Raw genomic sequence first — 24,564 nt, 5'->3', positions numbered from 1 at the left:
AAACCAAATAAGTTTGTTTCTTTAAGCTTTTAAATCTTCAATTAAAACAAGTTCAATCCCTGCTTTTTTTAGAAATTGCAAACCAGAATCGTCTTTATACGCTTCCTTATAAACCACTCTTACAATGCCAGCTTGGTGTATTAATTTACTACATTCTTTGCACGGAGACATGGTTATATACAAGGTAGCACCTTTACAAGATTGGGTAGAAGAAGCTACTTTTAAAATGGCATTGGCTTCGGCATGCAACACATACCATTTGGTATAGCCGTCGTCGTCTTCACAAAAATTTTCAAAACCTGTTGGGGTGCCATTAAATCCGTCGGAAATAATCATTCTATCTTTTACAATAATGGCGCCCACTTGTCTGCGTTCGCAATAGGATAATTTTCCCCATTCTTTGGCTATTCTTAAATATGCTTTATCGTATTTAAGTTGTTTGTGTTCTTTCATATTTTTTCACAAAGTGAAAATTTCATTTAATAATATACAACGAAGATAGGCTGTTCGTATTTTAATTACAACCAGAGAATTAAAGATTTATGAAAACTTTAGGTAAATATGACCGTTTGGTTTAAGCTAAAAAGTCGCTCCCAATAATCATAGGAATTACCAATCCTACCACAATTGCCGAAAGGACCATTACCCAATCGCGTTTTGAAAATCTAAACACAGTTTGAATAATATAGCCTAAAAACAGCACCACAAACACAATAATTATTTGAGCTAGTTCTATTCCTAAAGCAAATTCTAACAGCGTTATAAATTTATTATCAGACTGTCCTACCAACATTCTAAACTCTCTAGCAAAACCTAACCCATGAACTAGTCCAAAAAATAGAGTTGAAAAAAAGAGCACGCCAACCTTTTCTTTTTGTGCGCCTTTACCAGCTGTAAAGACATTAAAGAGTGCCACAATTAAAATGGTAATTGGAATTAAAAACTCAACCAACTCGCCATTAACGCTCACCACATTATAGGCTGCTAAAATTAGAGATAAGGTATGGCCTAAAGTAAAGACAGTAACCAGCAGTAACACTCGTTTCCAATCTTTAAACAAATAAGGAACTGCTAAAACTATTAAAAAAAGAACATGATCGTAGCCATTGATATCCAACACATGATTCATACCATACTCTACGTGAAACCAGAAATTATCGAACATTATTTATCGTAGTTTTTAGGGTGGTTTCAAAGATACAATTTATAATGAAATGGCAATACCCTTAGCGTGTAATCGGTTGCATAATTTCTAATTTTTATGATTTTTTTCAGGATAATCAACCGTAACCGGAATGCTTGTTTGAGAGCCGTAAAGTTTTATTTCTGTAATATCCGCAGGCATGTTAAGACCATTTTCCATGATAACTTGTTTAACATTTTTTACAACCCCACTTTTTACTTCCATGGCTCTTTTTCGGTATTCCTTGGTTTTAGTCCAAAATAGAATTTTTAAATTCACCGTACTCACACCTAAAGAATCTACCACAACAAAACATTCGTGATCTTGATTTTCAATAACGCCTTCGGAATTTCTAACAGCTTCCAAAATAACTTTTTTAGCAAGTTCAATATTGTCTTCGTAATCTATTCCTACCATAAAATCTAGCCTAAAATAACCATCTTCGGTATAATTGTAAACCGCTTTTTTAATAATATCGCTATTGGGGATATACACGTCGCGACCATCGAAGGTTTTTAGTTTGGTATACCTAAATTCTAGGGCTGTAATTTTTCCAAAAATAGTATCCACCATTACCGTATCATTTACATCAAAAGGTCTACTAAAAGACAGAATAATTCCTGAAATAAAATTTTCTCCCACATCTTTAAAGGCAAATCCAATAATAACTGCCCCTGCCCCTGCAGCTGTTAACATCCCAGCAGCAACTCCTCCAAGTCCTGCAACATTTAAGGCCAACATCAAGATGGATATAACAACACCCAATTTTACCGTTTTGGATAAAAAGTTAATCATTAATGGGTCTTGGGTTCTTAGCAGAATGGTTTTTTTAAAAAGTCTGGAAATAACATTTGCCAATAAAAACCCAACAATAATAAGTAGAATAGCTAAGATGATTTTTGGAATGCTGGCAACAAAAGCATTCCAATAGGCTTCTAAGGATTGCTCGAAAACTTGGATGGAGTCTATCATGATTATTTGTATTAAAAGTTAGTAGAGGCTTAAAATACAAGATAAAAGAGAATTCTCTTATTCCATTTAAAAATATTGTTGACTCGAAGTTATAAAAAAACAATAAAAACCAAAGCAAGATGTTTGCAGTTAATGGAATAAAAAAATCGCAAAGCGCTATAATTAAGCGTTTTACGATTTATATAGTACTCAAGGTGGAAATCACCTGTCTTAATTTTATTTTTACTCTAACTCAATAAAACCGTTGTATATCTTTTATAATTAAGGGTTTGTTTAGTTTTTGTGTTAAAACATAATTAAAAAAGATTAAGCTAAATTAATCAAAATTAATTAACTTTCGGCAAAAATTCGGCAAAATAAATTGAAGTGAATGTAAAATACTTTATTGTTAAAGGTAAGAAAAAGTATTTAAGTATCTATGTTCGTTTTTGGGACAGTAATAGAATTGACCAAAAAACAAGAACTGGCTTCAGTGTGTTATTTAATGATTGGTCTGAAAAAAAACAACGGTTAAAAATAAAAGCAACAACAACAAATGTTGATTTTATTAATGACAAACTAAATAACCTGGAGTTATTTCTTTTTGATAAATACAATAACGATTATAACAACAAAAAGCATATATCAAAAGCATGGCTAAAGAACAGTGTTTTTGATTTTTTTGGAAGAGTTGACAAAAACGATGAATATAAAGCATACTTAGTTTCTTGGGTCGAAAAATTTGTTAAAGATGCACCAAATCGTTTATATAGAGGGAAGCTGATAAAGCCTAGGTCTGTTAAAAACTACAATGGAGCTTTAAACAAACTAAAAGCTTTTGAAGAGCATACTAAAAAGCGTTATCGTTTTGAAGATATAGACCTTACCTTTCACCAGGAGTTTATTCACTTTTGTAGGGATGTAGAGAATCTTAATAACAACTCAATAGGCAATTTAATTTCAAGAATAAAGACGTTTTGTAGGGAAATTGAATTTGAGGGATATAATGTAAACCCTCAGTATAAAAGCAGCAATTTTAATGCTCCTAAAAACGAAACGTTTGATACTTATCTAAACGAGGAAGAGATAAACAAAATCTTTAACCATGACTTTAGTGATAATATTAGGTTAGATAATGCAAGAGATTTATTTGTTATTGGTTTAAGAACTGGACTTAGAATATCAGATTTTTTGAGAATTGATAAGGGAAACATAATTGGAAATGTAATTAATATTACAACCTTAAAAACGGAACAGAACCTTACAATTCCAATTCACCCACAATTTCAAAAGATTTTGGAAAAAAGAAATGGTGAATTCCCAAAGAAAATATCAGATCAAAAATTCAACAAGTATATAAAAGAGGTTTGCCAAGTAGCAGAAATAAACACCCCTACCTATGGAGCCGCAATTAAAGAAGGTTCAAATAAAAAGGAGCTGGATATATACCCAAAATATAAATTAATAAGCAGTCATACATGTCGCAGGAGTTTTGCAACAAACTTGTTTTTGGAAGGTTTTGAGGCTTCGGTAATAATGATGGCAACTGGCCATAAAAGTATTAAACAATTTTTGCAATACATAAAAGCATCACAGGATGAGCATATCAAAAAACTTAGTAAATATTGGGAGAGTAAAAACAAGTAGTAATTATGAAAACTGATTTTAAAGGTATTATTACCCCCTTTGATTGGGATAATTTAACTTCTGATGTTGTAAAACAACTACTGAAAAAAAATATTATTTCAGCTACAGGAAAAATGAATCTTAATAATGATATAGTATCGGCATTTTCAGATGATGGATGGTGTGGTGCTCGTTTGGTTTTTGATTGTGTGACTTATTCATTAAATAAAAAAGTTGTTTTTGAAATTTACGAAGCATTAAAGGCTTACACAGAAAGGAAAGAATTTATAGAAGATTATTTTAATTCTTTAAGTATAGAATTGAGCAATTTTTTGTTAAAAAAAGATAAAATAAATTTTATAAATAAAACCTATAAAAATCAATTCGAAATTTTCAAAAACATAATATCACAGGATTGTGATTTAGATGATCATGGAGATGTTTTTTTTGGTCTATGTAAAGAAAAAACAGGGACAGAAAAATGGAAAGAATATGTGTTTGATTGCATCCAGGAAAACCACATTATTATTTGTCACTATATTTCTAATGGAGAGTATAATGACACTTCAGTTGAAGTTTTAAAGAAACTTTTTGAGGAATATGCTTATTTTGATTTTGTTACTTATTGGGAGGAATGGTTTTTTATTGTGGAATTACAAAGTTTTTGTGAAAATGAAATTTCAAGATTAAAGGAAGTATCCAGGAAAAGAGAAAAAAATAATTTCAGCAAAAAAAGATTACCCCCTTTACAACAATTATGCTATGTTGATAAGTTAAGATCAAGGTGTTTAAGGAATCGATTTTCTTCTTTGGATTATAAGTACCAATTGAAACATTTAAATAATATAACGGGTGGAAGAATTTATGATGAAAAATTGCAATTAGAAACTTTGATAGAGTTGGTCGATATGGATCCAAGTGTCTTTAATGATTGTTTATTAGAGAATCATTCCGAATATGCTCGCAGATTGAAAAAAATCGCCAATAGCTCACTATCAAATATAAGAAAGAAAATCAGTCTCTTTCTCCTGCCTAAGCCTTCTGTGAACAAACTAGATCCAGATATTTATAAAAAGGATTTAGATAAATACAACACAGCTCAAAAAAAGATAAGTATAGCCACCACCAAAATAGAGCAATATTTTTTTTAATGTATTGCGTATACTCTGCGCATACCCAATTTTTAAAGAAGATTAATCGCCATTAAGTTTGCTTGTATAAATAATAAAAATACAAGCGATGGTTAAACAAGTTCTACAAATTGAAAACACCAATAATGAAGATTTCAAAAATGAAATTTTAGGTGGTGTAAAAAACATCCTTTTAGATTTTTCTAAACAGGAAAACAAACATGACAAACTTCTAACTAGAGAGGAAACAGCTAAAATGTTATCTATTTCTTTAGTTACTCTTTGGAAATACACCAAAGAAGATATTCTTCCAGCCTTTAGAATAGGGACTAAAGTACGTTATAAAAAATCTGACGTATTACAAGCTCTTCAACAAATGAACCAATTTGAAAAATAAAACACACAATCCTAAGATGAATTGTGTGTTTTTAATGTCTTTAGTATTATCGCCAAATTATACAGACAATGTAAAAATACATATTATCATCGATAACACCATAATAATATGATAAAAAGCGAAACGAATATTGGAATTGATGAAATTCTAAATGAAACAAATAATCTTTTAATCTCTATTGAAGATGAAAATGAAAATAAAGGACTTTTTAAAGTAAGATCTGCAAACAAATGGATTGAAAAAGCAAAGACAAGACCAATACCAAAGATGTTGTTTGGTGAATTATGGTTTGAAAATGAATTATGTATATTATTTGCAGACACTAATTTAGGTAAGTCAATATTAGCCGTTCAAATAGGTAATAGTATAAGCAAAGGGGAATATATAAGAGGATTTAAGTTAGAAGCAAAAAAACAATCTATTTTATATTTCGATTTTGAACTTTCAGACAAACAGTTTGAAAACCGTTATTCTAAAGACTTTGATCAGCACTATAGATTTGGAAACGATTTTATTCGAGTAGAAATTAATCCTGATGCAAATATCCCTACAAAAGAAACATTTGAAAGTTTTTTAAATTCTTCTTTGGAACAAAGTATAATAGAAACCAATTCTAAAATACTAATTATTGATAATCTTACCTATTTAAAAAACGAAACAGAAAAATCAAAAGATGCATTGCCTTTAATGAAACATTTAAAGACTTTAAAAAGCAAATATGGACTTTCAATATTAGCACTAGCTCACACACCAAAACGAGATTTGTCAAAACCTATCACTCGAAATGACTTAGCTGGCAGTAAAATGCTAATAAATTTTGTTGATAGTTGTTTTTCTATTGGAGAAAGCCACAATGACAAACAATTAAGATATATAAAGCAGATAAAAGCTCGTAACACAGAAATAATTTATGACACTGAAAATGTTGTTGTTTGTCAAATAGATAAACCTCACAATTTTTTACAGTTTGAATTTATTGATTATAGTAGTGAAATTGAACACTTAAAACAGATCTCAAAAGAAGATAGGGAACAATTAGAAAATAACATTATTGAGTTGAAAAGTTCTAAGCCAAATTTGAGTTTGAGGGAAATTGCAAATCAGTTAGGAACTAATCAAATGAAAGTAAAAAGAACATTAGATAAACATAATAAGCTGTAACATGTGTAACAATCGTAACATAAGTTACATATGTTACTACTGTTACATCAATATAGTCCTATGAAAAATTACAGATTCATATTAGAACCATATAATGGAATAAAAACACGTTTTGTTTGCCCGAAATGCCACAAAAAAAACAAGTTTACTAAATATGTTGATTTACATACAAACGAATATTTACATGATTATGTTGGTTGTTGCAACAGAAAAATAAAGTGTGGTTATCATTACACACCTAAACAATATTTCGAAAACAATAATATTTCATTGATTAAAAGCAATTATTTCATAAAAACCGAGATTAAACAAAAACCAAATCCTAGTTTTATTGATTCTGATTATATGACTAAAAGCAAGAACAGTAAAAATCCTAATTACTTTATTGATTTTTTAACTAATCATTGGAATAAAGAAGTTGCTTTTGAGTTAGCAGAAAAATATAATATTGGTACTTCAAACAATTGGCAAGGTGCAAATGTATTTTGGCAAGTTGATATAAATAACAATATTCGAAGTGGTAAAATAATGCTTTACAATGCTTCAAGTGGTAAGAGAATAAAAAAGCCTTACAATCATATTAATTGGGTGCATAATATTTTAAAAATAGAGAACTTCCATTTAGAACAATGTTACTTTGGAGAACATTTATTAAATGAAGATAAAAACAAACCCGTTGCAATTGTTGAATCAGAAAAAACAGCTATTATTTCAAGTGTGTATTTGCCTGAGTTTATTTGGTTAGCGTGTGGAAGTGTCAATAATCTAAATGAATCAAAAACAAAAGTTTTAAAGGGTAGAAATGTTGTTTTGTTTCCAGATCTAAATTGCTATGATATTTGGAACAAAAAAATTACAGTTCTCACAAAATTAGCAACTTTTAGAACATCTACTTTATTGCAAGAAAAAGCAACAGAAAAAGAAAAAGAACTAGGTTTAGATATTGCAGACTATTTAATAAACTTAAAAATATAAATGCAACAATACTGCAACAACAACAACAAAATTATTGTTGTTGTTCTACAGAATCATTATTGCAACTAGAATCAACCTTTTAAACAACTAAAAGAATAAAATAAACAGCAACAACAAAGAATAAATCATTGTTGTTGCTATTCAACAGAATCATTATTGCAACTAAATCAGCCTTTAGGTAACTGAAAGAGTAAAATTCGTTCATTTTGGGAACTCATCATAAAATCTAAACACAAAATATGGTCGTTCCACTTTCCTTTTGTTTTACCAATAATTTATGAGCTCTTCATATAATTACTTACATATATCAACATTTTAACTTACATTTATAAGTATTACAAAAATCAACTAAAAAATGAACAAACTAGTAAAAATCATATTATACGTTTTTAATATAATAGCACTAGGAATCGCAATATATTGGTTTAACGCCGATCAAAGTCCAGAACCATTAATTGTCATAATTAGCCAATTTTTAGTACTAATAACATTAATTTTTGAATCAAAAATATCAAATATTGGAATTTCAAAAGTAGCAAAATCAAAAGTTGATGTAGAAGTTAAGGCTAATGACGATAGTAGTATTATCATTTCTGACATTAAGGATAGGTCAAATATTAAAGTAAAAAGAAAATAAATGCCTAATTTTATTACTAATTTATTTTCGACTAAGAAAATTAATGTTCAAAATGTAAAAAACTCTAATGTAACGGTTTTTAATTTTGAAAATGTTAATCTAAAGTCTAAAGAAGATCTTCAGATTCTCCATTCTCAAAGTGAAATTGAAAAAATAGATTTAACTGCAAAGGATTTTCAAAAACTTATTGGAGATATTAAAAATGAAAAAGGAATAATTCAGAGAGAAATTTTCAGTTCCGATAAAAGTCAAAACAACCTAATTAGTGCATTTCTTGGAAATACAGTACTTGATGACACATTGGAAAAATGTGTAAAAATTGAAAATAAAATAATTTTATTAGGTAACCCTGGTCTTGGAAAAACAACTGAATTAAAGAGATTAGCTATAAATATTTTAAATGATTCAGATAATAAACTAATTCCAATTTATAGAAATTTAAAAAACTTTACTTCAAGTGATAATATCGAATCTTTATTATTCCAAAATTGGAAATCTTATAAAAATCTATTATTTATTTTTGACGGAATTGATGAAATTCAAAATATTCAATATTTCAATTCAAAACTTGAAACTTTTATTTATTATTTAAACACAAACGAAGTTGAGTTTAAATTCATTTTGAGTTGTAGAACAAATGTTTATGAAAGCTTAATTAAAAACATTTCAGATTTCAAGGTTTATTATCTACGAGACTTGTATTACAATGAAAGTATTAATCTATTAAAATTAAAATGTGGAACTGCCATTATTGACAGCCTTACATTTGATAGTACAATTACAGAATTTTTAAAAAATCCTTTTCAGGTAAATATATTAGCTGATTATATAAAAGAAAACAAAAAATTACCTTCAAATTCTTCTGAATTATGGGAGAGTTATATAAGTATAAGATTAACGCATGACGATAATCATAAACTAGTAAAGAAAGATTTAAATGTACCACTTATTAAAAGGCTTTCGATAAAAACCTCTTTAGTAAATGAATTAATGCAAAGAAATACAATTTCAAATGATGAATTATATGAGGTTGCAAGTTCGAATTCTTCTGACTTTAAAGACTTTAAAAACAATCCTTTAATTGATAAAAACAAGGAATCAAATGAATGGTTTTTTGAACATAGAAACATTCAAGAGTATTTTGCAGCAACAGCTATTTCTGGAAGAGATATTCATGAGATATTAGAGTTTATTCAAATTAATGAATTGGGTAAAACACATCCTTCACTCTTTAACACTATTACTTTTCTAATCAATTTACTAGATAATAATTCAGACACTTACAAAGGGTTAGTAAATTGGTTAATTGATAATGAACCTGAATTATTATTTAAAGCAGACTATAATAGAATTGATTTAGAAACAAAAATTAAAGTTTTTCAAACTCATTTTAACAATGAGTGCGTCGAAAAAACCTTATGGATAAATACAAATAGAACATTTGAAATAAAAGAAATTGCACAATTCGCTAATTGTTCCGAGAATTATGAGTACTTACTAAATATACTTTCGAAGAGTTCTGATTACCACATAAGAACAACAAATTCTGCAATAAGTATACTTTCATTTTTTGATATTCCTGAAGATTCTTTATCAAATTTAAAAGAGTTATTATTCGAAAAGTTAAATGACGAGGATTTACATATTTCTATAAAATCCGAGCTATTATATTTAATTAAAAATCAGAATTTAACTAATGACGACGAGGCATATTTAAAATCTATTTTTGAAGTTTTTAAAAATGAAACTCATAAAGCATTAAACAATAATCTATTACTATTATTAAGTGAGAAAGACGATATTGATTCCTTCTTCGCTTATATAAAAGAAGAATTTTTAAGAGCACATAAACTAAAGGAGAGACTTATTCCTGATGAGACAATAAGAGGGAATGAAATTCTTATCAATAGTTTAATTTTAAACCTAACATCAGCGGACAATTTTTTAGAATTAGCTAAATATTTTTTTAATGATAATTCTTCTCTTTATAAATATGATGATTATCTGAATAAATTGACTTCAAAATTGTTAGATTTCATCAAACAAGACCCTGAATTTATAGATAAAATATTAGATAGTGTAATTGATGATGTCAGCTATCATATCCACGATAAACTATTATCTGAATTAATAGTTAAGAGTAACTCTAGAGATAGGGCTATAATTCACTTATTAAAAAATCAAGACTTTGAGAAAGTAGATTATTTTATAGCTGGTATTATTTCTGAATCAGAATTAAATGCTGTTGTAAATATATTAATTGAAAAAGAAATCTCAGTTGAAAGAATTGAACGTTTTAGAAATTTCATTGCGAATTTGAACATAAGAAGATTAGGTATGAAATTTGAGAGATTGATGAAACGAAAAGGGATTAAATTTAAAGAACCTTTACTTACAGAAACAAAAGCAAAAAGAAACAAAAGAAAATATGAAAAAGGACTTCAAGATAATTTAAACATACTTTTTAGTAAAAGAAGATTACTAAAAAGAATAAAGAAGTTTTTTAGAAAAAACAAAGCTGAAATTAAACAAAATGAGTTGCATGATATTACAATGGATTGGTACAAAGAAAACGGACATGGTAATGTAATGGAAACATCTTTAAGCCTTATTCAAACTCTTTTATATCAATATACAAATGGACCAATTTCATATGACATTGTAAAGAAATACCTTGAGAATGATTACTTAATTTATAATAAAATTAAAACCATTCTAGAGGAATATAAAAAGAGTAATAGACCTTTCAAAGTTTCAAAAAAACAAATAAAAACTATAGAAGAATGGTGTTTATTAAAATGTTCACAAATTGATTTTGATAATATTGTAACAATTCCTCAACCAAATACATTTAGATATAATCAAAATTATAAAATATTTGAATTAATCTTTTTCTTTCAAAAGGAGTTTGAGTTTAGTTTACCTCAAAATTTCCTTGTCAATTGTATTCAATACTATGAATTTGATAGAAGTTCTGAAGTTGATGAAAGTTTCTTGAGACTAAAAGATTTAATAAACAATGAAACTTTATTTAATGAAAGAATAATTCATAATATCAATAATGAAACGTTAGTAGGTTTAGCAATATCGAAACATATGGAATACGCATTAAATAATAATCTAGAAGATGCTTTTCCTCAAATACGAAATTTATTCATGAATCATGAATCGATTTATAATGATAGTAGAAAAATAGAAAAATATATTGAAATAACTGGAGACAAGGATTTATTGCTTGATAGCTGTAAAGCTTTTGAAGGTCATAAATTTTGGTCTATAATTAGAATTATGATTGATATGGAATTATTCCCAGAATATTGTAAAAAAACCTCATTAGATTATTTAGAAACAGGAGATGATACTCATCGCTTAGACGCATTGAATGTTTTATTTGAATTAAATGATCCCATTGCGATTAAATACTTAATTAGTTTCCTAGAAGATAATACCATTGTATCTTTAATGAATGTTAAGCTCTTAAATTACAGTTCTATTAGTGATTTCAGTATTTTAGAAACTCTTTTTAAATTAATTTATGATGATAAGATTTTAGATGATTTTGAATCTAGTCGTTATAGAGAATTTATAATGAATTACATATCAAATATTTCTAGGTCAAAAGATGGGTTTGATAATGTAAATTTAATCCTAAATAAAAGAAAAGAAAAATTAGCAAATAAAGGTGAAGATTTATTTTATATCAATTTATTAATTGATAAATCTGAAAATAGTTATATAAATTCAAATTCAAAACCTTATTTATTTGAAGAAGCCTTATTAGAAGCAGATAAGTTACTTGCTTTATAATTCATTACACATATTCCACTATTCTTCTATTGTCGTTTTGTTAAAAGAGTGTTCCAACAAACAAACCTAAATTGTCCTCTTCTTGCTAAATTCAGACAACCTAATAACTAAATTTTTAATATAGTCTTTCATTTATATTCAACTATTTTCTACAATTTCAATTTCCTCATCAGTTAAACCATAAAGCTCATAAACCATTTATCAATAGTAGTATCTATATTAAATTTTTTCATCAAACTTTTCTTTAGTATTTTCAAAAGCTTTCCAATCCCAAGTTGAATCAAATCCATTCCAAAAAACTCTAATTTTATAACCTACATAGCTCGTAATTACAATTTGCATATCATCAAATTCAAAAGAAATATTGTTATTATTAGAATCTTCCCTTAAATATTCTAAATTTTCATCAATTATACTCTGTATTTTATTTAAAAATAAAATAGCCTGTTCTTTTTCAAGATTTTTAAAATCATACCCTTTATAAATAACTCCATATTCATTCCAGTAGTCACCCCAAAAACTCAATATCATCCCAGATTTATTTAACTCTTCACATTTATAAATTAAAGTTGTTAATTCTCCTGATTTTGAATCTTCTAAAGGTGATAAGCTAAATTTTAGAACATTATTATTTGTCCCTAAAACATTTTTTAATAGAAAACTTTTAGCTCTAGTTAATGAATTTTCTTGTTTCCATTCATTTGTAATTGCAAAATCACCTTTTTGATTCCATCCTTTTACAAGTACAAAACCATCTTTTGTAATCTGAGAAAAAGATAATGTTGTAGTAAACATTAGAATAATTATTGTAATTCTTTTCATATTATTTAATTATAATTAATTATTGTATTTGTGCTTTAACTATTCTCTACAATCTTAATTTCATCTTCTGTTAAACCATATAACTCATAAACCATTTGGTCTATTTCTTTATCAGTTTGGTTAATTTGGGTTTTTAAAGCAACTGCTTTTTGTTGTTCTGCTATAAAGTAATCTTCCCATTCTGCTTCTTCACCTAAAGACAAAACTATTTTCTTCTTTTTAAGTTCTTTTATAAAATCTGCATAGGTAAGCTCATACCAGTTTTCTAGTTTTTTAGGTAGCTTTTCTAAACCTTCAAATTTTCTTTGTAGTGTTCTTTGAAATTTACTAGATACTTCTTGCAAATCTTTGTTTAAAGTTAGCATTTGGTCTGCTTTTTCTATGAATGGCTTTTGGTTTGAAAGTGAGATTTTTGGAATAGGAATTTTACTAAATAGTTCTCTACCTTTTCCTCCTCCAAAATTAAATATTAAAGAAAAATAAAACTGATATAATCTTGAATTAAAAAAACTAGTTAAAAATTTTAGGCTTGTATTAATACTAGTTAAAAAGAAAAGTTTATTGTTACAATATATAATATCATTTGTACTAAAGAATTCAATAGAATTACCAATTTCATTATAATATACCTTTTCATTATTAAATTCATCTAAATATGCACAGCTTCTAAGATTATAAGGAGTATCACCTTTATCACCTCTATTAGATAATTGAGGTTCAAATTGCTCTAAATGACTTTTAATTGAAGGATAATCTTCTATTTTAATTCTTGGCACATTTTTATAACCATTATGACTATTTATTAAATATAAATTGGCATAATCAATACAATATCTATGTACATCTCTACCTCTTAAAATAGGTTTAATAATTTCTGAGTTTTTTGCATCTTCTTTAATCAATTTATTTTTTACCTCTTCACTAATTATAAATGCTTCATTTAAACCAGTCTTTATACCATAATTTATTTTAATATCCCAATCTTTTAATGGCTTGCCAAAGGATTCAATTTTTTGTTTTATTTGTAGCTCTAGTGGGCTTGAAACTGTCCAAACATCATCATGTTTAAAGGAAATAATTACTTTTTTATCTTCATAAATAGTAAAATCTAAAAAGCTTTTTTCTTTAGTTAAATCCATAGCTTTAAAGGAGTTTCTGAGTGTATTTAAATCTTTTTTAAATATAAAAAGGTTAGAATCTACAGTTGCACTTTCAAAAATGCCAGAGCCTAAATCTATAATTTCTATTGGTTGGGTATTATCAATAAAATAATTCCTTAAAGATTTCCCATAATTTGCTTTCATCCATTTGTTAGATGTTATAAAGCCTAGTAATCCATTATTTCTTAGTATAATATTGCCTAATTCATAAAACAAACAATATAAATCTCCTGTTCTTTCAAAAGTTTTAAAGTTTTGCTTTTTTAGGTCATTAGCTATTTCTCCCATACTTTGTATTTGCACATAAGGAGGATTCCCAATAATCACATCAAAACCACCTTTAGCAAAAATATTAGGAAATTCTTTTTTCCAATTAAATGCTTTGTCTCCAGCTATTTCATGGTCATCAATTAGACTATTACCACATTTTATATTGTTGCTTAAATCATTTAATTTCCTGTTAGGTTGAGCTGTTCTTAACCATAAAGAAAGTTTAGCAATTTCAACACTTTCTTCATTTAAATCAACACCAAACAAGTTGTTTTCTAGTATGCTTTTCTCCACATCACTTAACACCATAGCATCACCAAAGAGCTTGGCTTGTAGCTCATCTATATAACCATGTTCTGCAATTAAGAAATCTAGTGCTTGGTTTAAAAATGCCCCAGAGCCACAAGCTGGGTCACAAATGGTTAATTGTAAAAGCCAATCTCTATAAGTGGTCAATTTATCCATTAAACCTTTAATGGTTTTCTTTTGTCTTTTCTTGTCAGTGATATAGTCTGCTTCTACTATTTCAAGTTCAGCCTTCTTGTCTTCACATAACTTGCCTACAGTATTTTCAACAATGTATTTGGTGATGTATTTAGGTGTGTAAAACACACCATCTTTTTTTCTTTTAGATTTAGATTTATCTACTGCTTGTCCTTCTAATTCAGCTTTAACTTCATCTATTTCATTGAGTGAGTTTTCAAAAATGTGTCCTAGAATGTTGACATCAACTTCACTATCAAAATCATAATCAGACAACTTTAAAGTATGCTTGTATAATAAGTCATCATCTATAACGATGTTATCTAATACTTCATTAGGCTTAAATAAGCCACCATTATAGGCATAGACATCATAATTCTTACCTTTAAAACCTGTGTTTAAATAGCCAAAGTATTTTTTAAACCTATCAAAAAGTGGTGTGTAAGCATCTAAATCCTGTAGTTTTTTCCATTGGCTTAATACCAATCTAACAGAGTTTGGGGGTAATAGATGTCTGTCCTCAGCAAAGAATAAAAACAAAAACCTATCTAGTAAAGTTTGAGATTGTTTAAATAATGTTAGGCTATCAAATTGTGGATTTAAGCTAACTAGATTCTGGTATAATTCTCTTTTAAATACCGAGTAGTCTTTATACAGGCTTTTAGTAATCACATCTTCCTCACTTAATGAGTCCTTCTTGACTTTAGAGGGTATGTCTTTACTTATGTTTTCAAAGGCTAAACATAAGTACAGTAATTCAAAATCCTTTTCAGTAAGTGTAAATAAGTTGAATTCTATATGTTCAATAGCATTATCAATGTAAAACCTTATTTTCTCAAAATTTGAAGTAATAACATAAGTACATTTAGATTGGTTATTCTTGTACCCAAAGGCTTGTGTTTCTATTTTGCCTAAGTCAGTTGTGTTCATTCCTTTAAGCTCTATTACAGCTTTAACATCATCATTGATAATAATAGCTCCATCAGCTTTTTTACTGTCCTTTACATTCTTGAGTTCTGTAGTTAGATTAAAGTTAGGTTCTGGGTTTAATGTGTAGCCTAAAACCTTTACAAATAGTTCTCTTAAAAAGCCTTCTTGAAACTGCTCTTCTTTACTATTTCTAATATTGTCTTGTATCTCTAGGTTATGAAAATAGGCTTGGAACAGTTCCCATTTAGTGGTAATAGATTTAATGTTTTGTGTTTGTAGATATTTTGTAACTACTGTATTTTGGAATATTGGCATTGGCTAGTTTAAATTATTGACTAAAAATAGCAATAAAAACATAAATGTATTAAGAAAACTAGTAATTTAGATTAATCCAAATTAAATAAAATTAAAGCAAATTCATTTGGTAAAACAAATAATATTTCGGCAAAATTTCGGCAGAAAATTAAATAAAAAAGCTGTAAATCATTGTTTTACAACGCTTTACAGCTAATTCAAGTACTCAAGGTGGGAATCGAACCCACACTCCGAAGAATCGGATTTTGAATCCGACGTGTCTACCAATTCCACCACTTGAGCTAAGTAGGTTACAAAATTAGAAAATAAATTACGACAAACAATTAAAAATACTCTCTTTTATGCATTTGGAGTTGAAATAAATTCCTAAATTTGCACCTCGTTAAACAAAAACGGATTAATTCGTTATTATACAACAGATTACCAATGCCAAACACAAACACAGAAGCTAAAATTTTTTCGTGTACACAGAGTAAAGATCTAGCAATACATATTGCTAAAGCTTATGGTGTGGATTTAGGTAATGTAATCACTTCAACCTACAGTGATGGTGAATTTCAACCATCTTATGAAGAATCTATTAGAGGTACCCGTGTATTTATAATAGGTTCGACACATCCTGGTCCAGAAAACTTAATGGAAATGTTATTAATGCTCGATGCTGCTAAGCGTGCATCGGCTAGACATATTACAGCTGTTTTGCCTTATTTTGGATGGGCAAGACAAGACCGTAAAGATAAGCCAAGGGTCCCTATTGCTGCTAAATTAGTAGCAAAAATGCTGGAAGTTGCTGGAGCTACACGAATTATTACCATGGATTTACATGCCGATCAAATACAAGGTTTTTTTGAAAAACCTGTAGATCATTTATTTGCATCCACCATATTTTTACCTTATTTACAAAGCTTAAATTTAAACGACATAACCATTGCCTCTCCAGATATGGGAGGATCGAAAAGAGCTTATGCGTACTCTAAAGCTTTAGAAAGTGATGTGGTAATTTGCTACAAGCAAAGAGCTAAAGCCAATATTATTTCTCATATGGAACTTATTGGAGATGTTACTGGTAAAAACGTTGTTTTAGTGGACGATATGGTAGATACAGCAGGAACCTTGACAAAAGCAGCCGACTTAATGATGGAACGAGGCGCTTTAAGTGTTAGAGCCATTTGTACACATCCTATTTTGTCTGGAAATGCTTACGAAAGAATAGAAAATTCAAAACTAGAAGAATTAATCGTTACAGATTCTATTCCTCTTAAACAAAAAAGCAACAAAATTCGCGTATTAAGCTGCGCAGAACTTTTTGCTGGAGTAATGCAAAATGTGCATTATAATAAGTCGATTAGCTCTAAATTTATCATGTAGTTTTCAGTTAAGTTCAACTACTATAAATTAGGTTTTTTGACAATTAAAAAAGAATATTAATAATAACTATATATTTTAAACAATGAAATCAATTACAATTAACGGATCTCCAAGAGAAAGCGTAGGCAAAAAAGCAACAAAAGCCTTACGTAATGCTGGCCAGGTTCCTTGCGTATTATACGGAGGAGATAAACCAGTGCATTTTACTGCTGAAGAATTAGCATTCTCAAAACTGGTATATACGCCTAATGCGCATACAGTTGTGATTAAGCTAGAAAATGGCGATACATTCAGTGCCATTATGCAAGACATTCAATTTCACCCGGTAACAGATAAAATCTTACATATCGATTTCTATCAGTTATTCGAAGACAAACCAATCATGATGGAAATTCCAGTTCACTTTGTTGGAAATTCTGTAGGTGTAAAAGCTGGTGGTGTATTACGTAAAAACTCTCGTAGATTAAGAGTAAAAGCATTACCAAAAAACTTACCAGATTTTATTGAAGTAGATATTACTCCTTTAAAAATTGGAAACAAATTATATGTAACTGCTTTAGAAAACGAAGCTTACAACATTATGCATCCTGAAAACACAGTGGTTTGTCAAATTAAACGTGCAAGAGCTGCTATGGCAATTGCTACTGAAGATGATGACGAAGATACTGAAGGTACAGAAGGAGCAGAAGGAGGAGAAACTCCAGAAGCTGCTACTGAAACTCAAGAATAGACTTTAACAAGTTTTAAATTATATAAAAGCATTCTGCCTCGATAGTCATCGGGATTCAGAATGCTTTTTTTATTTTTGTTTAAACAATAAAATGTTTCACTTCTTTAAAAAAATATTCAATAAACAAAATTCTTTGGTACCTACTGAAGATACAGACTCCATGAAAAAATTTTTAATTGTTGGTCTTGGAAATATCGGTGAAAAATACGCAAACACCAGACATAATATCGGCTTTAAAATATTAGACCATCTTGCACATAAAGAAGCCTTAACATTCGAGACTCAAAAACTAGGAGACATAGCAAGCTATAAATTTAAAGGAAGAACCTTTATCTTACTAAAGCCAAGCACCTATATGAATTTAAGTGGGAAAGCCGTGCTTTATTGGCTTACAAAAGAAAAAATAGCTTTAGAAAATCTACTAATAATTACAGACGACCTAAACTTACCCTTTGGCAGTATTCGTTTAAAAACAAAAGGCAGCGATGGTGGACACAACGGATTAAAAGATATACAAGAAAAATTAAATACCACCAACTACAACCGATTTAGGTTTGGAATTAGCGACGAATTTCACAAAGGATCTCAAGTGGATTATGTACTAGGAGAATGGAACGAAGAAGAAAACAAAAATCTTCCAGAACGTCTAGACAAATCTTTTGAGCTCATTAAATCTTTTGGAACTGCAGGCATAAACAATACCATGAATACCTTTAATGGAAAATAAAAAAGGGAAGCTACTTAGCTTCCCTTTTTGGTATTAATTTAAAGCTTATTATTCAACAATTATTTTTTGGATAGTTTGTCTTTCGCCATCATTAACTTTTACTAAATACAATCCGGACTGAACCTTGTTCATATTGATAACTTGATTAAAATCGGTAGAATTTAAATACGTCTTATTAAATACAGTACGCCCTCTTAAATCATAAACTTGAACATGAATATCCTTATTGGAAGTCGAGTTTAAGTGTATCGTAAACTCTCCATTATTAGGGTTTGGAAAGATAGAAAACACTTCAAACGTATTTTCAGCAATAGAAACCGTTGGGCTTGTGCAGAGCTCCAAAGACCATGAATTCCAAGTTCCTCCATCACCACCTGCATCATCAACAACAGTTAAAACCCAGTTTCCGGCAGATAACTCGCCATTTAAATCATTTAAGTTTCCTTCAGGTATATAACTTCCTGTAAAGGGTGGTGTTCCTGCAGTTATTAATCCATTTACTCCATCCATGTCAAAAACAGTATTAATATAATTATCTCCACTACCTCCATTATCTGATGTAAGCTCCACAATTGTTCCTAAAGGACTTGTTATAAAAATATCCAAATCTGCATCCCATGTATGTGTTATATTAATTGTAACATTTACATCTGTAATAGGAGCATCTTCAGCAATAACAATAGTAGAGGTGTATGAAATGCCTCCAGTAGTAGAAATAGTGGTATTTGGGTTAACTGTTGCTGTATTACAAGAAGGGCAAGCTGCTCCAGAAACCACAGAAATATAATCTGTTAAAGTAAGCGTGTCTGATCCAAAAGCGTTAGTAACAACTAAAGTTACATCGTAGGATCCATCTGCCGCGTAAGTAACCGTTGGATTTTGAGCTGTTGAAGTTGCTGGTGTACCTCCTTCAAATGTCCATGCCCATGAAGTTCCATTGGGAGATGTTTCATCCATAAAATTTACAGTGTTGTTCAAATCCAAACAAATACTTTCATTATCTGCACTAAAAGCAGCAACAGGTGGCCCATCTAATGCCGGCAAGGTATAACCACAGGCTGATAAGCCTGCATGAATGTCATTTATTTCAGTAGTCGTATAATTTAAGTTTATAGCAGCTTGGTAAACTGCTACTGCAGCATCATTCTGATTTGAAGAACTATTTGTCATCCCTAATCCTTCGTAGAAAATCTTATCCATTCGTTGTTGCCCAATTTCATCCCAAACGGTCATTAAGCAACTTGCCCAAATTTGTCCATCTGTATGGATAGAACCCGTTAAGCCTCCAGGATAAACAGCTGAATAATTGGTAATTCTTCCATTCCAACACGTGTTATGGCCATCCCAATTAAAGACATAATTCCATGCAGCATCGGCTGAAGTCCAATAACCATTTGCAATACTTACACCTCTATTATAAGATTGAGCGACATAATCTCCTGAGCCTTCGCTCAAACCATTCACCTGTGATAAACCACCAGAAGTAACCCAATCATGAAGTCCATGACCTAGCTCATGATGAATAACATCAGAATCTTCAGCATCATCTACACAACCTTCACCAAAAGCCAAACGTCCAGCACCACTAGTATAATAAGAATTATCTGCACCATTTGCGCCATGTGGATCAAATTGAACACCACCTGCATATTGGTAAGGCATAATATTGCTGCCTAAGGTATTGTTAATATAATCCATTAGATAATCAATATGATAATAAACATTAACAGCTTCAAAACCTTGCTGATCTCTTGTAAAATTGAAATCTGAAGAATTTTGAGTAAACAAGCCTGTATTAGGAGCATCAAAATCAATTATTTCTGCACGAGGACCAACTAAAGAATAGGTGCTTCCAGTTTGAGTAATATCATTTAAAACAACACTAACTCTTGCAGCTTCAAGTTCTGGGGTATTCGCATCATTACCATCTACATAACCACTTGTTCCATAAACAACGGTGTTAGAGGATAATGGATCTGGATTAAAAACCATTCCTGTTCCAACTGCTCTTCTATATACTTCAGTTGTGCCATGATCTTCTTTTTGATTGCAATCTGTATTATGATTTCCTTTTTTATGGTCGCAATTATAATGTGCCATATCTGCCACTTTAAATATTTCTCCGGTACGAGCATCCACAAACACATGCCATTCACCTAGAGGATTACTTGTTAAAATAGTTATCTCATATGCTAGGCGCGCTATTTTGGTGTTTTTATAAACCATTAAACGGCTATCATTGTAAGTTACAGCATTCTTAACATCTAAATAATCTAATGCCATTTGGTAAGCTCCTTCTTCGGTCACAGATGGTTCTACGTTTGCCATATTTACATTTGGTTCATAGCTATTCATAACATAAACCACTTTATTTTGTGGTGAAATGGTAATCGTTAATTCTGCCTTATTAACAGGATAAACTCCTGAATACTGACGATAACGCACTACCGAACCTGCATTTGTAGTTCTAGTAGCATGATGATGTAGATTTACAATTTCATTTTTCTTAATTCCAAATCTTTCAGATTCATTAGTAATATAGTACATAGCCATTGTTTCTGGCGTTCCCTGAGGTACTTCGTAATTTAATCCATAAAGCGCTATGGGTAGTCCAGTTTCTAGATTAAGACGCATATTGCTTTTAATCTCAGAGGTCACTTTTTCATCTGCTTCAAGACTAATTTCAAAATCTCTTACAGGCATTGGCTTTTGGGCCATTAGATTCATACTGAACAATAAAGCTATAAGTAATAGCAAGTTCATTTTGTTCAATAAGACTTTAGTAATTTTAAATTGCATAGTTTGTTATTTATTTGTTTAGATTTTAAAAGTAAAAAAAATACTGGTTAATTTGTTTTTTAAGTATTGAAAATCAATATGCAACATCTAAATATGTTAAAATGTTGCATAAATCCATACTAATTGTATAATTAGGACTGGCTATCTATAAATATCTTGTTATTTTTATTTAAATTTACAACTTACTCTTAAAACAACTTTTTTAATTATTAAATTATGAAACAAAACAACTTAAAAAATGCTATTGGTTTATTTGTGTTTTTAATGGTTTTTAGTTTGCATGCACAACAAAAATCATCTACAAAAGCCATTTCGCATGAGCCTCTACAATTAACAGAGGATAATCAAAGACATTTTAACGAAACAGGATTTATAAGATGTGCTACCGTAGAAGTGGAAGCACTACGTAAGCAAAACAATCCTAACATTCAATCGACAGAAGAATTCGAAAATTGGTTAGCACCTTTAGTAGAAGCTCGTAAACAACGTGTAGCACAAGAAATAGCTGATGGCACTTACAGAAGAGCTGTTGTTAATATTCCTATTATTTTCCACGTAATTACAAATACTGCAGGAGATGCTAACGATTTGCCTGCTTCAATAATTCAAGCTCAAATAAATCAATTAAATATTGATTTTAGAAACTTAGCAGGGAGTACACATCCTTCTGCCGCAGATGCAGAAATTAATTTTATTCCTGCTATGGTAGATCCATCCGGAAACCCTTTACCAGAACCAGGTATCGATAGAGTTTATGGGTACGCAGGTGCACAATCACAAGCAACCATGAATGGCGGTATTAAACAAGCGACAGTTTGGGATCGTTCTTTATATGCAAATATTTGGACTGCAAATCTTAGTGGTGGTTTATTAGGGTATGCACAGTTTCCTTCTAATTCTACCTTACCAGGGATGCCTGCTGATGGTGGCTCTGCTTTAACCGACGGTGTTGTAGTATTAGCAGGAAGTGTTGGTTCTGTTTCTAATCCAGGAACAGCTGCTCCTTACAACTTAGGACGTACATTAACACATGAAGTGGGACACTGGATAGGTTTAAGACATATTTGGGGAGATACTTCCTCTTGTACAAACGATGATTATTGTGCAGATACTCCTGACTCTACAACATCTAATGGAGGATGTCCAACTATAGACAGATGTCCAAGTGATGGTTTAGGTCCTGATATGGTTGAAAACTATATGGATTATACCAACGATGCTTGTATGAACATCTTTACTTTCGATCAAGTAAATAGAATGTTAACGGTTCTTGATAATGCTGATGGTATTTCAAACTTACCGAATTCAACAACTGGTAGTTCTTCACCAATAATTTCTTTTAGCACTCCTAATATGAATGAAGTTGAAGGGACAAGCTGTACTTCTCGAGACATAAGCGTTCCTGTAGTTATTGGTTTAGGTGCATCAGCAAATGCTACTGTTACTTTTTCTGCCAGTGGAACTGCTACAAATATGTCTGATTATGAAATTTTAACACCTAGTGTTATTTTTCCAGCTGGATCTAATGCAGCTCAAAACCTAATAATCAGAATTTATGAAGATGCTTATATTGAAACTGATGAAACAGTTATTATAAACATGTCATTAAATGCTGGTGGTGGTGATGCAGAATTAGCAACTAACGGTAATGAGACATTAACACTTACCATTTTAGATGATGATATTGCTCCAAATCCAGGTGCTGTTACTACTTTATTTAGTGATGATTTTGAAAGCTATACTGATTTTATAATTGATGGTATAGGAGATTGGATTACTATTGATGATGATGGCTTAGACACCTATACAGGTGGAACAGCTACTCCTACTTGGCCAAACGCTAATGCTGCCATGGCTTATCAAATTTTTAATCCAGCAGCAGCAGGAGTTACCAATGCAGCCTCTGGTACAGAAACAAGAGATTTTGATCCACGAAGTGGTGCAAAATATGCAGCAGCTTGGGCAGCAGTTCCAGGTGCAAACCCAGCAAATGACGATTGGTTAGTATCTCCAGTCCTTTCTTTGGGAGCTTCTGGGAACTCTGTATCTTTTTGGGTAAAAGCCATGTCTAATTCTTATGGTCCAGAAAATTATAATGTAGGCGTATATGTTGGCTCCGGTTCACCTACTTCTGGAGCAGATTTCACTTTAATATCTCCTGCATCATTAACAGCTCCTTATGGAACATGGACTGAAGACACATACGACTTATCAGCTTATAACAACCAAGAAATTAGAATTGGAATACACTGTATTTCTGCAGATAGATATATGTTTATGGTAGATGATTTTAGTGTTACATCTTATTCACAAAACTCTGTTCAAACGGCTATTAACACAGGAGGTACAGCTGCTCAAATAGATTTAATAGGCATGGGTTCTGCTTATGCTTATGATAGTGCTTCTGGCAACATTATGGCTAACATACAAAACAATGATAGTTTTGATTACGGTTGTGCTAATATTGCTGTAACGCGTGCTGGTAATGGAGCTCAAATGTATGAGAATCCAGATTCAGGTGAATTTGTAATGGACAAAGCATTTAATATTGATACTGATGCTGCTAACACAACTGGTGATGTTATGACTTCCTTTTATTTTACTGAAGCTGAAATCTCAGGTTGGGAAAGTGCTACAGGACAAGTAAGAGCAGACTTATATATTATTAGAGAAGTAAGTGGAAGTGTTGAAGATATTGTTCCTGCAACTCTTGGTAGTTATGGATCAACAGGTGTAACTCTTGAAGGAAGCTTTACTGGTGCTGATGGAGATTTCTATTTTGGCCCTCTAAATGCTTATTTAAGTGTAGAAAACTATGCTCTAGATAACAACATTGGATTATATCCTAATCCAACTACTAATACTCTAAACATTTCTGTAGCTAATGTAAACGAATTGCCTGATAGCTATTCTATTTACAACATGTTAGGACAAGTTGTACTTAGTAAGCGTATCGCTAACGAGGCTGATTTATCTATCAATACGTCTAGCTTAAGTAACGGCATGTATTTTATTAAAATAGCTAAAGAATCTAATCAAGTTTCTTTACCTTTTATTAAGAAATAAATCTTAATATTAAATAAATCTAAAAGA

17 protein-coding genes and 1 tRNA gene are annotated in these 24,564 nt (G+C 30.2%); 11 read left to right on the top strand and 7 right to left on the bottom strand.

Features of this window, described 5'->3' with window-relative positions:
* Positions 1–21: 21 nt before the first annotated feature.
* The 3 genes from OS191_RS11960 to OS191_RS11950 all read right to left on the bottom strand — a co-directional run bounded on the left by OS191_RS11960 (position 22) and on the right by OS191_RS11950 (position 2,155).
* Positions 22–453 (bottom strand): deoxycytidylate deaminase, encoded by a 432-nt coding sequence (locus OS191_RS11960; RefSeq protein WP_267155946.1) that lies wholly within the window; start codon positions 451–453, stop codon positions 22–24.
* 121 nt (positions 454–574) lie between these two features.
* Positions 575–1,165 carry a HupE/UreJ family protein gene (locus tag OS191_RS11955; RefSeq protein WP_267155945.1) on the bottom strand — a complete coding sequence of 197 codons (591 nt, stop codon included), beginning with the start codon at positions 1,163–1,165 and terminating at the stop codon, positions 575–577.
* An 87-nt stretch (positions 1,166–1,252) separates the two neighbouring features.
* A complete protein-coding gene (locus OS191_RS11950; RefSeq protein WP_267155944.1) occupies positions 1,253–2,155 on the bottom strand; it encodes a mechanosensitive ion channel family protein in 903 nt (300 codons plus the stop codon).
* A gap of 474 nt (positions 2,156–2,629) precedes the next feature.
* Between OS191_RS11950 and OS191_RS11945 the strand changes: the two genes are divergently transcribed.
* The 7 genes from OS191_RS11945 to OS191_RS11915 all read left to right on the top strand — a co-directional run bounded on the left by OS191_RS11945 (position 2,630) and on the right by OS191_RS11915 (position 11,867).
* Positions 2,630–3,781, top strand: a complete 1,152-nt coding sequence (locus OS191_RS11945) for a tyrosine-type recombinase/integrase (protein ID WP_267155943.1) — start codon at positions 2,630–2,632, stop codon at positions 3,779–3,781.
* Between the two features lie 5 nt (positions 3,782–3,786).
* Complete coding sequence (locus tag OS191_RS11940; protein ID WP_267155942.1) at positions 3,787–4,911, top strand: hypothetical protein; 1,125 nt, start codon at positions 3,787–3,789, stop codon at positions 4,909–4,911.
* 88 nt (positions 4,912–4,999) lie between these two features.
* Positions 5,000–5,287, top strand: a complete 288-nt coding sequence (locus tag OS191_RS11935; protein WP_267155941.1) for a helix-turn-helix domain-containing protein — start codon at positions 5,000–5,002, stop codon at positions 5,285–5,287.
* 108 nt (positions 5,288–5,395) lie between these two features.
* Positions 5,396–6,448, top strand: coding sequence for an AAA family ATPase (locus OS191_RS11930; protein ID WP_267155940.1), 1,053 nt, complete (start codon positions 5,396–5,398; stop codon positions 6,446–6,448).
* Positions 6,449–6,508: 60 nt separating this feature from the next.
* Positions 6,509–7,423, top strand: a complete 915-nt coding sequence (locus OS191_RS11925) for a DUF6371 domain-containing protein (RefSeq protein WP_267155939.1) — start codon at positions 6,509–6,511, stop codon at positions 7,421–7,423.
* Positions 7,424–7,778: 355 nt separating this feature from the next.
* The gene (locus tag OS191_RS11920) at positions 7,779–8,060 is read left to right on the top strand and encodes a hypothetical protein (protein ID WP_267155938.1); all 282 of its coding nucleotides are present in this window, start codon (positions 7,779–7,781) and stop codon (positions 8,058–8,060) included.
* Positions 8,061–11,867: an NACHT domain-containing protein gene (locus OS191_RS11915; protein WP_267155937.1), complete on the top strand. Its 3,807-nt coding sequence runs from the start codon at positions 8,061–8,063 to the stop codon at positions 11,865–11,867.
* Positions 11,868–12,086: 219 nt separating this feature from the next.
* Here the strand turns inward: OS191_RS11915 and OS191_RS11910 are convergent, their stop codons facing one another.
* The 3 genes from OS191_RS11910 to OS191_RS11900 all read right to left on the bottom strand — a co-directional run bounded on the left by OS191_RS11910 (position 12,087) and on the right by OS191_RS11900 (position 16,129).
* Positions 12,087–12,689 (bottom strand): hypothetical protein, encoded by a 603-nt coding sequence (locus OS191_RS11910; RefSeq protein ID WP_267155936.1) that lies wholly within the window; start codon positions 12,687–12,689, stop codon positions 12,087–12,089.
* A 35-nt stretch (positions 12,690–12,724) separates the two neighbouring features.
* Positions 12,725–15,847 (bottom strand): Eco57I restriction-modification methylase domain-containing protein, encoded by a 3,123-nt coding sequence (locus OS191_RS11905; RefSeq protein WP_267155935.1) that lies wholly within the window; start codon positions 15,845–15,847, stop codon positions 12,725–12,727.
* Positions 15,848–16,049: 202 nt separating this feature from the next.
* Positions 16,050–16,129: transfer RNA gene (locus tag OS191_RS11900), tRNA-Leu, on the bottom strand.
* A 144-nt stretch (positions 16,130–16,273) separates the two neighbouring features.
* Between OS191_RS11900 and OS191_RS11895 the strand changes: the two genes are divergently transcribed.
* The 3 genes from OS191_RS11895 (at position 16,274) to pth (ending at position 18,672) form a co-directional block, all read left to right on the top strand.
* Positions 16,274–17,215 (top strand): ribose-phosphate pyrophosphokinase, encoded by a 942-nt coding sequence (locus tag OS191_RS11895; protein WP_267155934.1) that lies wholly within the window; start codon positions 16,274–16,276, stop codon positions 17,213–17,215.
* Between the two features lie 82 nt (positions 17,216–17,297).
* Complete coding sequence (locus OS191_RS11890) at positions 17,298–17,945, top strand: 50S ribosomal protein L25/general stress protein Ctc (RefSeq protein WP_267155933.1); 648 nt, start codon at positions 17,298–17,300, stop codon at positions 17,943–17,945.
* A 91-nt stretch (positions 17,946–18,036) separates the two neighbouring features.
* Positions 18,037–18,672, top strand: coding sequence for an aminoacyl-tRNA hydrolase (gene pth, locus OS191_RS11885; RefSeq protein ID WP_267155932.1), 636 nt, complete (start codon positions 18,037–18,039; stop codon positions 18,670–18,672).
* 48 nt (positions 18,673–18,720) lie between these two features.
* Here pth and OS191_RS11880 read toward each other — a convergent pair whose 3' ends face one another.
* Positions 18,721–21,471 carry a T9SS type A sorting domain-containing protein gene (locus tag OS191_RS11880; RefSeq protein ID WP_267155931.1) on the bottom strand — a complete coding sequence of 917 codons (2,751 nt, stop codon included), beginning with the start codon at positions 21,469–21,471 and terminating at the stop codon, positions 18,721–18,723.
* Between the two features lie 216 nt (positions 21,472–21,687).
* Here OS191_RS11880 and OS191_RS11875 point away from each other — a divergent pair, with 216 nt between their 5' ends.
* On the top strand, positions 21,688–24,537 hold the full coding sequence (locus tag OS191_RS11875; protein ID WP_267155930.1) for a T9SS-dependent choice-of-anchor J family protein: 2,850 nt from the start codon (positions 21,688–21,690) through the stop codon (positions 24,535–24,537).
* Positions 24,538–24,564 lie beyond the last annotated feature (27 nt).

Origin of the sequence: Xanthomarina sp. F2636L, assembly GCF_026410195.1 — a bacterium.
GTDB lineage: Bacteria > Bacteroidota > Bacteroidia > Flavobacteriales > Flavobacteriaceae > Xanthomarina.
Note: the sequence above shows the minus strand (reverse complement) of the source record. Positions and strands in the feature narration are given on the sequence as shown.